This is a genomic window from Novipirellula methanifontis (genome assembly GCF_052161655.1).
Taxonomy (GTDB): Bacteria; Planctomycetota; Planctomycetia; order Pirellulales; family Pirellulaceae; genus Novipirellula.
Window position 1 is genome coordinate 8,367,580 of record NZ_CP197418.1, and the last position, 13,333, is coordinate 8,380,912.

A 13,333-nucleotide genomic window follows, 5' to 3' on the forward strand; every position below is an offset into this window, starting at 1 on the left:
GCCTATCCCACATTTCGAAAGTCTTCGCGACTTTCGCTACACGAAAAGGCAAAAAACCGGATCAGTCCCACCACCATTGGCCTTCTTTCAGGCCGGCGGGGCCTGCTTCGCTGCGGGTTTTCACCACGCGACCATCGGTGTCTTTGCTGACGTGCTCGGCTTTCAGAGCTTGTCGCGGCTGTACATTCACGCCACCGCCGAGCGGTGTCATCAGCGTGTTGCCTCGCCACACGGCGTTCACGGCAGTTTCGACTTGCTCAGGAGCAGTGTAGGTTTCGACGGAAACCATCGATTCGTCTTGCAACACCGGCATTGACCAGTCGGCTTGACCGTAAAAATCTTGCTCTTGGATGTAGGAGGCTGCGACAGCGACGTCAATCAATTGGGCGAGTTCGGCATAGATGCGAACCTTTTTCGCGATCTCAGGAAACGCCGTTGTGAAATCTTTGCAGAACGTTTGGCTGGCGCGGTTCACCTTGCCCGCGACCTGCATCCGACGTCCATCGGCAACGCGTTCGTTGGCACCAACGAGCTCCACTCCTCGCTCGTTGATTCGCATCGCCAAGCCGTCTTCGCTAACCGAGATCGCGTCGTAATTGGGTTGAAAATACCAACGCTCCATCGCGTTAGACGCTACTGTGTTCGGGTTCGCACGATCGACGTAACTTTGCAAACGAACAGGAAGTCGCTCCAATCCGATGCCGACCAACTTCATGCGATAATCGGCTTCGACCAACACACGGGCAAAGTGAGAGGAGTTGGGAATGCCTTTGATCGTGACCGTTTGCAGCCCTAAGTTGTCTTTCAGTCCCATCGCCAATCGCTCGGCGTCACTGGGCTGAACCCGGCCGCGAACCGAGGCCAAGAATCGCTGCATCCGCTGCAATCCTTCGGTGGTGGGGTCAATCGAAACGCTGATCAACGAAGTTGGTTTCGCACCAGGGGCATAAGCTCGTAGGGCGGTCACGAGGTCTTCGAGCAAAACGGTCGGCTTTCCGGACTGGATGCCCACCAATCGTTCGGTGGGATCGGCGACAAATCCTTCGGCAGGACCGGCGACAACGATGTCTTTGGTGTCGGGGTAGAAGAAAACGTATTCGAGCGACGTCAAACCGGCCAACGCCTGCATGTCCTCCGAAATCGTGCCACCGGCCTCAAGCTGCTTGGCGATCGCGGCTTCGAGTCGGTTGAGCGAGACTTTTCGCAATTTGCTCGTCTGCATCACTCCGGTATCGGCATGATTTCGAGCTTCGATCAGCCGTTGGTTGGCCAGACGAGGGTCAAATTGTTTGACCTTCAAGATGCCTTGGGCGTCCACGTCGACACCCGCCAGCTGTGTCTGGGCCGAAACCTGGCCAGTTCCCAGAGAGAACAGGGCGGCGAAAACAACGAGGACAGCAATACGATTTGTTTTTTTCATCACTCAGCCTGAGGAGGCGACTTTGCGAAAAGATGGGTGAACTACGCAGCTTATACAGCTCGCGTCCTTTGACAATAATCGCCGTAGGGCACTGCATCAACAAACGAAAGCCGGATATCAGGTATTCCGAGGCGGATTGGGCGAGTTTTAGCAATTGAAACGGATATGGGAGGCTTCCCGCGTGTCATTTGCGATCTCGCGGGGGGGCAAATTCGATTTCACCTCCCTTTCGGGGAGGTCAGAGTCGGCGGAAGCCGGCTCTGGGTGGGGCTCGGTGTGTTAGAAATGGAACGTGTAAGCGTGGATTCACCAGCCCTCCCCGGCCGCATCGTGCGACCGACCCTCCCAGTGGGAGGGTAAAACCATTTTCACCTCCCTTTCGGGGAGGTCAGAGTCGGCGGAAGCCGGCTCTGGGTGGGGGCCGTTGTGTTAGAAATGGAACGTGCAAGCGTGGTTTCACCAGCCCTCCCCGGCCGCATCGTGCGGCCGACCCTCCCAGTAGGCGGGTAAATTCTATTCGCCATATCCCTCTCTTCGTGTCTCCTTTTCCCTGCCATGATGGAACTTCGCTACGGTCCGGCCTACTTTACTATCCCGTCCGAATGGCTGCTTCTTCCCCCCCTGCCTCGCGCCCCCGCTCTCGGATCTTCCCCACTGGGCTCCCAGCGTCTAAAATCCGCGAAAACATTTAATACGACTCCTTCTCGAACTCTGGAAACATTATGAGTGGCGATTGCGATTTTGGCCTCATCGGACTAGCGGTGATGGGCGAAAACTTGGCCTTAAACGTCGAAAGTCGCGGCTACAAAGTCGCCGTCTACAATCGGACGACCGAGAAAGTCGACGAGCTGATCAACGGCCGAGCCAAAGGCAAAAACTTTGTCGGCACTCACACGATCGAAGAATTCGTCAAATCGGTAAAACGGCCTCGCAAGTTAATGATGTTGGTCAAGGCTGGCCCCGCCGTTGACGCGATCATCGACCAATTGATTCCATTGTGCGAGCCTGGTGACATCATCATCGACGGTGGTAACACGCATTACGCCGACACCGAGCGACGCACCAAGAAGGTCGAAGAAGCGGGACTGCTGTTCTGCGGCTGTGGCGTTTCCGGTGGCGAAGAAGGCGCTCTGCTGGGCCCAAGTATGATGCCCGGCGGCAGCGAAGCGGCTTGGCCCGAAGTCAAGGAAATGTTCCAAGCGATCTCGGCCAAAGTCGGCCCGAACGACGACATCCCTTGTTGCGAATGGGTCGGACCTCGCGGTGCGGGTCACTACGTCAAAATGGTCCACAACGGAATCGAATACGGCGACATGCAACTGATCTGCGAAGGCTACCAACTGCTTCGCGAAGTCGGCGGCTTGTCGAACGACGAACTTTACGACGTGTTCGAAAAGTGGAACCAAGGCGACTTGTCGAGCTACTTGATCGAAATCAGCCGCGATATTTTCAGCGTCAAAGACGACCAAGGTGGCGATGGCTATCTGGTCGACAAGATCTTGGACGTTGCCGGTGCCAAGGGAACCGGGAAATGGATGAGCCAATTGGCATTGGATCTCGGCGTGCCTAGCACGTTGGTCACCACCGCCGTGTTCGCTCGTGGCTTGTCGGCTCAGAAGGAAGCTCGCGTGCGAGCAAGCAAAACGCTGAATGGTCCTTCGGAAGCATCGAATCCAGAGATGCGAGCGGCTGCAATGAAGTTGGTCGGCGATCGCGAAGCGTTCATCGAATCAGTTCGCCAAGCGTTGTATGCGTCGAAGATCGTCAGCTACGCACAAGGTTTCGTCCAACTGCAAGCGGCATCGGCTGAGCACAAGTGGGACCTTAACTACGGCGACTGTGCCTTGCTGTGGCGTGGCGGTTGCATCATCCGCGCAGTCTTCTTGGATCGCATCAAGGAAGCATTCGACGAGAACCCGAACCTCGAAAACTTGCTGCTGCACCCGTTCTTTGAGAAGGCTGTCGAAAACGCTCAAGAGAAATGGCGAGCCGTGGTGGCTGCGGCTTCGATCCTGGGCATTCCGGTCCCTGCGTTCAGCACCGCGTTGTGCTACTACGATGGCTACCGCATGGCCCGTTTGCCTGCCAACATGCTACAGGCGCAACGTGACTACTTTGGTGCTCACACCTACCAACGGACCGACATGGAAGGCACATTCCACAGCGAATGGATCCAGTTGCGTAAAGCACCTAAGAACGCGTAAGGCGGAAGCTTTCGCCAGTTAAAAATTGCTTGTTAAAAACAATGAACCCAAGGTTCCGCAGACGCGGGGCCTTGGGTTCTTTTTGTGGGATAGGCTTCTAGCCTTTTTATACCCCAAAACATTTTCTTGCCTTTTCTCGTGTGTGTGCGAATGATTCTGCGATTTAGATTTTCATCGCACGGAGGTTGCACGGATGGTTATCGATTGGGTACGGCAGGAATTTGAATCGTTGGACCTGGGCCACAAGCGGCGGGTGGATCGCGTTGTTAAGTTTGTCTCTCAAGCTTCCTCGATCGGCGAGTCGACACCGGACCGTGTTCGTTCCAAAGCTGACTTGAAGGGAATTTATCGCTTAGCCAACAACCCCAAGGTAGACGTGGATCAAATCTTCGACGCACATCATCAGGCCGCTCGAAAGCGATGCGGCGAGCACAAACGGGTCTTTCTGGATCAGGACTCGTCCGAGTTCGATCTGACCAAGCCAAAGCAGCAGGTCAGCGGGGCAGGACCGCTTTCGGGCGGCAAACGTTTTGGCTTTTTCTACCATCCGCTCTACGCCGTTGCTGCCCCAGGCATCCCCTTGGGAGTGGTCGACCAAGTTCTTTGGACTCGTGATGCGACGTCATTGGAAGTGCCAGCCAAGGAGCGCAAAGCCGAACGGCAGCGACGCTGTTTTGAAGAAAAAGAGAGCAGCCGATGGATGGAAATGATGCAAAGCGGCGAGCAAATCGCCCGCTCGATGCCGCAAACTCAGTTCATTCAGCTTTCCGACAGCGAATCGGACATTGGCGAACTGCTGGCCGAGGCGGCGGAGTTTCCAGAGAACTATGGATTCATCATTCGTCAGTGCCGGACTCAGAAGATCGTCGCCGCCGTCGATGCGGTCACCGGCTCGCCGATTGATGATGTCACGACAATTGAAGAGACGCTTTCAAAGGTCGCTTGGCGTGGAGAGAAAACGGTTTCGATCGGTGGCCGAGACGCTCCGGTGCTTCCAGATGATAAGAAACGAGCTCGGAAACAGGCACGTATTTCACGCGAAGCGCTGGTGCAATTTCGCAGCGTGCGCGTCAAAGTTGCCGGAACCGGGCGGTCCAGCACTGGCAAGTTGACCGACACTTGGATCAATGTGGTGGAGTCGCTCGAGGTGGATCCGCCAATCGGTGAAGCCCCGATTAACTGGATGCTTCTGACAACCCTGCCGGTCAGTTCGGCGGAAGAAATTGACGAGGTTTTGACCGGCTACTGTTTTCGTTGGCTAGTGGAGTTGTACTTCAAAACACTTAAAAGTGGGCTTCACATCGAAGACATGAAGTACGAAACATTGGAGCGTTATATACGAGCGTTTTCGATGCTCACGGTCGTCGCTTGGAGAGTGGAGTACCTCAAGGGCGCCACACGTCATGACGGACAGTCGCCCTGCACGGTCTACTTTAGCGAAGACGAATGGATGGCGATCATGATATTTCTAACTAAACGCCCGGTCGATCCGAAGTCTCCACCAACGATGGAAGCGTTCGGAAAATCGATCGCCATCCTAGGCGGCTACATCGACAAAAAATCGCAGGGTCCTGCCGGCTCAAGAACTCTCTGGCGAGGGATGAACCGTTTCTCGACCATCGTTGAAGCGTTCGTTGCATTCAAGCAAATGAGTTTTGGGGTATAAAAAGGCTTCTAGCCTGTCATCGCGGGGACATCTTCTTTCAGCCCCCGCGAGCTTGGCTCACGGGTGAAGAAGATTTGAAATTGGTAAGGCTTGGCTTATGCCAGACAAGCTGGCATGGGGACGATGATGCAGTTGCTTGATGACAGGCTGGAAGCCAATTCCACAGTTGCGCTTGCTCACAGGCTGGAAGCCTATGCTACGTCGGTCTATCGCAGCGGGGTGGTTTCACGCTGGGCGAGCTGCCAATAGATCATCTCGCCTGCTTGCCGCGCGATCAACATGTTCCGCTGTGGGGCAGGCAATCGTGAACGAACGAGCTCATACAGATCTCGCAACATTGATTCGTTGTCGCCGTAGTAACTATGCCCCAGCAAGCTGAGGTCGATGCCGCTGACGTCGATCGTCTCGACTCCGGGTACGACGACAATATTGGCTCCACTCTCTCCAGCACGCGGGTAACCGTGCACTTTTTTGGACGCGATCAACGCTTGGTCGTCCGACGATGCGTACAGCGTGACTTGATTAGAAACGTCCAACAGGGCCGGAGCCAAGTCGCGACGGAAACGGTCGGCGTCGACGTCGGGGGCGGCTAGGACGATGCGATCAAACGGAGCGGGAGCACCCGCGGGTAATTCCCAGCGAATTTGCTGCATCGCCGCCGTCATCGCTCGATTACCCATGCTGTGGGCGACGACATTAATCGATTTCGCTCCGGACTCGTTCGCCAGCTCAGTCAAAAATTGCTTCAAGTGGGTGATCGTCCACTCCGAATTGTTTTCGTCGATCGTGTATCCCATTAACGAAGCTTGCGAAGGCCAGCTGTAGCAAACCGGAACGCCTTCGAAGGGAAGATCAACGGCGATTTGAGCGGTGCGTTGAACCGCCGCCTCGAAGCCAACGTTGTAGCCATGAATGAAGACCAACAGGTCTTGATCGCTGGATTGGGCAACCGTTTCGGACAAGCGTTTCTGAAAGTCGGTTTCAGCAAGCTCAATCGCACTGGTCAACACGATGTGGTCGCGTTGATCTTCATGCAATTCGAATTTCAGCAGACTGGGACGTTCGACGAGTCCTCGTTGATGCGAATCGGGCACGGTGACTTCGCAGACGCCACGGACCAGCATTCCACGGTCGCCCGAGTAGGTGACGCCATGCTTTTCGATATTGGCTTGCCCCATCGAGATGAATGCTGCGGCAAGACAAGCGGCGGCTCCGCCCATCATCGCCGACAAGCCACCCGTTCGCGTTCGGCCTCGCATCCAATTCAGCAGGGCGAATAAGAAGAGTGCGATCGCGACGATGGCAATCAGCTGAACGACTTGCTTTTGACCAGTAATTTCGTAGTCCGAGAGCGACAAGGGGCCTCGCATGCGGTCGGTTGCATAAAACACTTGGACGGTAGCAAAACCGCCTTCGGCACTGCGATGAGTCCCGGCAGGAAGGCTGCCGCGAGGCTCCGCGGACTCGGTTGCTTGCATCTGCATTGACGGAGCATCCATCTGCATCGCTTGGGGCATCTGCATCGCCTGTGGCTGACGCATTGCCTGCGGCTGCTGGAAACTGGCCGCAGGCTGCGGCGGGGCAACGGAGTATTCCGCACGTGGCATCGACTGCATGCGTGCGTTGGACTTAAACCCTGCGTTCGAATCTGGCGAAGCGACCGTAAACGCGTTGTCGGATTCGGGCGTTTGAGTGGCCTCGACGCTCGTTTCGACATTCGCTTGCCAGCCAGCCGCATCTTTGGCTTTTTCCGATGAACATCCAACCAGCGTCATCAAAACGCAGAAGGATCCCGCAAGTGGGGTTGGAAATTTCATCAGAGCCGACCTCGTTTTTCGTATCGCGAAAACTGAAAACTGAAGCAGTGGCTATAGCATCACGGGGGGTGGGAAGTCGATGGCAATACGGTGAAGGGGAAGTGAGGAGTGAGGAGTGAGGAGTGAGGAGTTGGGAGTTGGGAGTTGGGAGTCTGGGAAGTAGTGAGTAGGCCGGTGCAATTTCACCTCCCCAAAACTTGTTTTGGGGAGGTCAGAGCGAGCGGAGCAAGCTCTGGGTGGGGCCTCGGAGTGTTAGAAATGGACCGTGCACGTTCCATCTCCCCATCTCCCCATCTCCCCATCTCCCCATCTCCCCATCTCCCCATCTCCCCATCTCCCTCCCATCATTTGTATTGCGAACAGGGCTCGAGTTTTGATAACGCTGACCCATCAGCCCCTCTTTTGTCAGAGCCAGACCATTGAAGCACTCCGATCACGTCTTCGAAAACAAGTGTTTCCGTGTTGCCAGCATCCTTGTTGTTGGCATTTGGCTGACGTTTCACCCCTCCAACTCGATTGCCCAGCTGCCTGATGGGCTGACCAAGTCTCGTTGGGCGATGGACGATCCGATCTATTCGGAAAAATACGAGGATGGAGCGAGCAAGCTCGATCTGCCGGGCAAAGTCAAACAGGCTGCGGATGCTCGGTTTGTTGAAGGCATGTTCGGTTTGTACGGGGCTGCTGGAATCAGTTCGCTTGGCACCGATGGCGATGCGATGGGAACACTCGAGGCGGGAGCCACCGGGTACTGGACCTCCTATTTCACCAACCGCTTTGGGTTGATCGCCGCGGTGAACAGCCAAGACTCGTACATCGGAGGCGAAACGGGACTCCGTCTTCAGACGCCTACCCGACTGGCTCCTTTCGTGGGTCTGGGGCTATTCGCCGGATACGCCGAAAGCGAAGAATTGGCCGACAACGACCACGTCGACAACAACGATGATGGACGCATCGACGAATGGGGGGAAGAAAAAACACGGTTCGATGGCGTCTTGGCCGCGATCTATCCCGAAGCAGGCATCCATTTCTGGTGGACGCCGCGAGTTCGCCTCAGTGCGTATGCGAGGCAGATGATCACCACGGAAGGTCGCGACAGCGATACCGTCTACTTTGGCGGCACGATTGGGGTGTTTTCGCGTTAGCTGTGAGCCGAACGTCTTCCCGGAGTGAAACTCACGAAGACTTTCGGCAGCATGGTGGAAAACCAGAAACCGACGAGCGAAGTCGTCGGACGACTTTGCATAGACAAGGATCAACTTCACCTCCCCTTTGGGGAGGTCAGAGTCGGCGGTAGCCGGCTCTGGGTGGGGCTCGGTGTGTTAGAAATGGAGCGTGAAAGTTTGGTTTCACCAGCCCTCCCCGGCCGCTTCCTGCGGCCGACCCTCCCAGTGGGAGGGTGAAACGAATTTCACCTCCCCTTTGGGGAGGTCAGAGTCGGCGGTAGCCGGCTCTGGGTGGGGCTCGGTGTGTTAGAAATGGAGCGTGAAAGTTTGGTTTCACCAGCCCTCCCCGGCCGCTTCCTGCGGCCGACCCTCCCAGTGGGAGGGTGAAACGAATTTCACCTCCCCTTTGGGGAGGTCAGAGTCGGCGGTAGCCGGCTCTGGGTGGGGCTCGGTGTGTTAGAAATGGAGCGTGAAAGTTTGGTTTCACCGGCCCTCCCCGGCCGCTATCGCGGCCGCCCCTCCCTCTGGGAGGGTAAATCCCCAGCTCCCAGCTCCGAGCTCTCTTTTCCCCCTTCTTTTCTCGCTGCCATGTCGGAACTCCGCTCCGCTGCGGTCCGGCCTACTTAAATTCGGTCTTGCGATGCGCGGGCAGCGGACTCGATCAGATCCAACTTTTTTCGCAGCGTTGGAAACTGGACCGCCATCGCGGCTAAACATAATGCGATCATCACAAGATGAATCACGTTTTCGTCCAACATCATTATCACGGCGTTGATCACCGCCGCTCCTTCGACGAGCGCCATGCCGATGATCATCCGTGTTTGTGAGGTTGTCAGCAAACTGCTGATCTCGGCTGTCATCGTCGCCGTCTCGTCAATCGGCAAAGCGACTTCCTCGCCCGTCGATACAAATTGCCGAATCGCCATCCCTTTCATCAAGCGATTGACCACAAACGAGGCAAAACAGCCTACGAAACAAGCCACCACCCCGATGATCACCAGCACCAAGTTGTCCTCAGCAGGCGGGCTGGCGGGCCCTGCGTTCGCAGGCCCACCATCGCCTGACAGGAACGTCAAATAGGCCAGAATTGCGGTTATAAAAAGCACTCCTTGGATCAAGGCAAACGCAATAACCTGGCCCGTGCGAACGAGCCCTTTCAGGTTGATGCAATTGCTGCTGTTGCTTGTCGTCGCCGAGGAGAGATACGGATTTTGAATAGGAGTGCGATTCATGTTCAACGTTTCTAGAGTGCTGTTTCGGGCTAAAAGTGACGCCGCATTCTTGGCCTTACTGGATCAATACGGTTACTCGACCAGCACTGCAAGATAATTTAAGAACCGATCGTCATCGCCTGCTTCACGATCGAACTGCATCGCTTGTTCCGAAAGCCCTTTGACCGAACTGCGAAAGTCGCGAAGCTTGACGTCGGGGCGATCGGCAATGCGCTGTAATTGATCACGTAAACGACGTGCCGAATCCACCGCTGGCGATGACCCCCGCAGCAATGCACGCAGCGCGGAAACGACTTGCGAATCACGACAACTTTTGTCCGAACGGGTGAACGCAAGCACTTCGGAAACGATCAACGCCGTTACATCTGGCTGGTTTCCAGACTCGCTCGCGGCAGCAGGCTGATGCCCGGAAACACTGGGCGTTGATGCGGTAGACGGACGTCGACCGCGGCGCCGATCGGCCTGTTTCAAACGACGAAGAAGATCATCTCGCTTAGCCATCGTGACCGCTGCCCGTTAGAAAAGTGACTTCACAGAAAAGAGTTAACTGCCGTTTTTAACGACTCGCACTGCACAGGTTGCTTAAACAATCCAACGCGGAACCAAGCGTGATTCGCCGCCAAAAAAAGTGCCATCACTTCAAAACCGCAGTGATTGTCCGTCCCCAAAGGGCGAAGCGGATTACCTGCCGCAGAAATGCCGAAACACCCCACGCTCATGCATCATTAAACCTCAAACATCGAAGGTAATGTTGTCGCGAAGCGAAATATCGTGAACGAAAAAAGCCGCCTGAATCTCTGGCTGAGATTCAGGCGGCTTTGGTTTAACGTGCCACGCCGGCAGGGGGCGGTGGCGAAGGAGCTAACAACATTGCAACTCGGGATCGAACTGCTTATTTAGCCAACTTGTCAAGTTCCGATTCAAGCTCGGCGGCACGAACGTTGTGGCGAACCACGCGTCCTCGGTCATCGATCAACATCATGGTCGGCAACGTTTGCACGCCAAACGCCTTGGCAAGGTCGCTCGATTCGAGCCCTCCATCGTCGAACAATTGGATCCACGGCAACGGGTTCTGCTTCAAGAATCCCTTGGCCATTTCACTGGTGGCATCCACGTTGACACCGACCAACACCAAGCCCGCTTTTTGGTAACGCGCTTGCAGAGCACGCAGCAATTTCATGTCCTGTTTGCAAGGCTCGCACCAAGTCGCCCAGTAGTGCAGTACAACGGGACGGCCACGCAATTGAGCCAATCGAAACGGCTTGCCATCGATCGTATTTCCTTGCAAATCGATTACCTGTCCGACCGATTCAAGTCGGCGAACGGCGCCTTCGGCTTTCTCGGCGGTATCGGTTCCTGGGAACGCGACTGCCACCTTTTTGTAGTAGCCAAGAGCGTCTTTTTCTTTGTCTTCGAACTCTTTGCTAAGCGCCAACTGCAACATCGCTTGAGCCGATTCGGGCATCCGTGGATAGCGATCGACAAACTCAGTGAGCGTTTCCAAATACCATTTCTGCACCTCTGCAAAATCGGCGTCCGGTGTTTGACGCAGCGCGTATTCAGCGCCAATCATCATGTATTCGGTGTAGGATTTCAGCGAATCATTGTTTTCTCCTAGCGACCGGACGATGGCTTGCAACTGTTTGATTCCGTCGGGATAGACGCCACTTTGCGTGGCCATGCTGACGGTATCGACCAATTGGCGTGTCCACGCATCTCGCTCGCTGGGGTTCTCAGTCGCTTTGATCAACCGTGAAACCAACTGGGCCCGTGTTTCGTGAAGTTTGGCCAACTCTTTGGGGTTGCTGACCGAGGAAAGTTTGCGATCGATTTCCTCAAGGTCGGTGACTAATTGCTGAGATTGAGCCCCCATTCCCGAATCGAGGCTGGCGGCAGAGTGAGCCATTCCACCTGGAGTAAAAAAGTTCCCGGACGACTGGGCTACCGATTCGCCATTTTCGCCAACGGCAGGCAAATCGACGATTCGCCAAGCATCGTTCACGCGGATGATCGTGCCCACCAGCAATTGCCCACTGCCGGATTTGTCTTCAAACATCGCAACCGCATTTTCGTAGACGGTGAAATCCGCAGTTGCTCCCTCGGTCCCGCTCGGAACAACTCCGGGCGTCGCGGCAGCAAATTGGACCCATTTTGCGTCACGCCCAACCGCCTTTTGACGCTTGGAAAAATCAGCAAATTCTTTCGCAGCACGGGAAGCCTTGGTGCCAAGACGACGCGCCGTTTCACTGCCCAATCCAATCGATTCGAGTTCTTTTCCGGTCGCAAGTAATCGAGCAAACCGAGCAGCGTCGTGATCCGCCAATGCTCCAACCACTTCCGCAGTCACCTCTTCGGGCGAAATCTGCTTCCAAGAGTCAATTTTCCCATCTTCGTTTTCGTCGATTCCCCAACGCGTCCCGGCGGTTCCAAGCCAGCGATATTGGTCGGCTTTCGTATTAAAATCGCGATCAATGTCACGATAAACCTCGACTCCATAGTTGAAATAGCACCACAGGTCGACTTTGTTGTCACCATTGGTGTCCGCAAAACGGCGAAGCATCGTTCCGTCTCCCGAACGCACCTCCCAGCCTGACCAATCATCATGTTCCAAATCAGCCACAGTGCATTTTGCCAACGAAGCCGGCTCGACAATTTCGTAGTCAACATTGGCTTGGACTGGCTTCAACTGCAATGCATCCTTAGCCGAGGGCGTTGCGGCGGATGCGGGTTGGATCGCGAGCAATCCACCCACGAACATCCCTGTGGCCATGCGGACAGCGGTGTTCGAGACCGACCGATCCGCCTTTGCAAACGGGCTTTTTAGCTTGTAAATCAAATCAACCACGCGTGCGACGCGGGTTCTGCATCGAAGAGGTCGTACGGGAGGATGAAGATCCTTCATGCCAAACATTCCATCAAAGAGTCTTGGGAGGGGGAGTGCCGCCAACAATCCAACATTGGACATTCAGCAGAGTTGCTGGCGGGGTAACAGACATTTGCCGGATCTTTCCGGTCTTTTGCATTTGCAGCAATACCAGTTATTGTGCCCGAACCTATGCTTCGGTGGGAATGTCGATTTTATTGAGCGAAGCAGAATCGCCTAAAAGTGCCCAAACACCTAAAAGTGATAGAATCTTTTTGGAAAGGTTAAGAGACCTCCGGCGTTTGGACGAAGAAAAGGATTCGCAAGACGGTTGCGAGTCTCGCCCGTAAATAAGCCAGTATTTTCCCGTGCCAAAACGCGGAAAAAAACGGTAGTTGGAGGAGTCTCGAACAGAAAAGCAGCCAAATTTGTCGTTCCGAGGTGTGTGTTCCCTTTGACAGCCAAATTAGTTTGCGTAAACTTTGCCCCTCTTGGAATTTTGTGGCAACAAACCAGTGCCATAAACCGAGTTTCAAGAGGTGACTTGAAACAGTCGACATTGCTAGCGAACTTTCGTTAGTTTGAGACTGGGTCAAGACAGTTCGGGCGTATAGCTCAGTTGGTTAGAGCGCGTCGCTGATAACGACGAGGTCCCAGATTCGAGTTCTGGTACGCCCATTAGTAGGAAGTGAACAAGAAAGTAGAGTGAAGTTTGAAAAGCGGTATTTGACCTCTTTACATTTCACCCTTCGCCTTTACACTTCCGACTTCCCATGGGGGTATAGCTCAGTTGGGAGAGCGCCTGCTTTGCACGCAGGAGGCCGTCGGTTCAAGTCCGTCTACCTCCACTTACCATGATCATGAAAGTGATTGTGGTGAAGTGAAAGATACATAAGTGTCCTGTGAATCCTTCTTCACGAAAGGTTCATCTGACACGACCAAAATCTAAACTTTTCCTCCAAGTGAGG

At 54.9% G+C, this 13,333-nt stretch carries 8 protein-coding genes and 2 tRNA genes; 5 read left to right on the top strand and 5 right to left on the bottom strand.

What is annotated here, in order from left to right; translation table 11 throughout:
* Positions 1–61: 61 nt before the first annotated feature.
* On the bottom strand, positions 62–1,423 hold the full coding sequence (locus tag SH528x_RS29650) for a DUF1598 domain-containing protein (protein WP_442507045.1): 1,362 nt from the start codon (positions 1,421–1,423) through the stop codon (positions 62–64).
* Positions 1,424–2,142: 719 nt separating this feature from the next.
* Between SH528x_RS29650 and gnd the strand changes: the two genes are divergently transcribed.
* Together gnd and SH528x_RS29660 are read left to right on the top strand one after the other, a co-directional pair.
* Positions 2,143–3,624 (top strand): decarboxylating NADP(+)-dependent phosphogluconate dehydrogenase, encoded by a 1,482-nt coding sequence (gnd, locus tag SH528x_RS29655; RefSeq protein ID WP_442507046.1) that lies wholly within the window; start codon positions 2,143–2,145, stop codon positions 3,622–3,624.
* Positions 3,625–3,817: 193 nt separating this feature from the next.
* Positions 3,818–5,290 carry an IS4 family transposase gene (locus tag SH528x_RS29660; RefSeq protein WP_442506501.1) on the top strand — a complete coding sequence of 491 codons (1,473 nt, stop codon included), beginning with the start codon at positions 3,818–3,820 and terminating at the stop codon, positions 5,288–5,290.
* Between the two features lie 206 nt (positions 5,291–5,496).
* Here the strand turns inward: SH528x_RS29660 and SH528x_RS29665 are convergent, their stop codons facing one another.
* Positions 5,497–7,107, bottom strand: coding sequence for an alpha/beta hydrolase (locus SH528x_RS29665; protein WP_442507047.1), 1,611 nt, complete (start codon positions 7,105–7,107; stop codon positions 5,497–5,499).
* 419 nt (positions 7,108–7,526) lie between these two features.
* Between SH528x_RS29665 and SH528x_RS29670 the strand changes: the two genes are divergently transcribed.
* Positions 7,527–8,249 (top strand): hypothetical protein, encoded by a 723-nt coding sequence (locus SH528x_RS29670; RefSeq protein ID WP_442507048.1) that lies wholly within the window; start codon positions 7,527–7,529, stop codon positions 8,247–8,249.
* 644 nt (positions 8,250–8,893) lie between these two features.
* Here the strand turns inward: SH528x_RS29670 and SH528x_RS29675 are convergent.
* The 3 genes from SH528x_RS29675 to SH528x_RS29685 form a co-directional block, all read right to left on the bottom strand.
* A complete protein-coding gene (locus tag SH528x_RS29675; RefSeq protein ID WP_442507049.1) occupies positions 8,894–9,502 on the bottom strand; it encodes a hypothetical protein in 609 nt (202 codons plus the stop codon).
* 72 nt (positions 9,503–9,574) lie between these two features.
* On the bottom strand, positions 9,575–10,003 hold the full coding sequence (locus SH528x_RS29680; RefSeq protein ID WP_442507050.1) for a hypothetical protein: 429 nt from the start codon (positions 10,001–10,003) through the stop codon (positions 9,575–9,577).
* Between the two features lie 391 nt (positions 10,004–10,394).
* A complete protein-coding gene (locus tag SH528x_RS29685; RefSeq protein WP_442507051.1) occupies positions 10,395–12,404 on the bottom strand; it encodes a redoxin domain-containing protein in 2,010 nt (669 codons plus the stop codon).
* 565 nt (positions 12,405–12,969) lie between these two features.
* On the opposite strand from SH528x_RS29685, the gene SH528x_RS29690 reads away from it, so the two are divergent.
* Together SH528x_RS29690 and SH528x_RS29695 are read left to right on the top strand one after the other, a co-directional pair.
* A tRNA-Ile gene (locus SH528x_RS29690) sits at positions 12,970–13,043 on the top strand.
* A 97-nt stretch (positions 13,044–13,140) separates the two neighbouring features.
* Positions 13,141–13,213, top strand: a tRNA-Ala gene (locus tag SH528x_RS29695).
* Positions 13,214–13,333 lie beyond the last annotated feature (120 nt).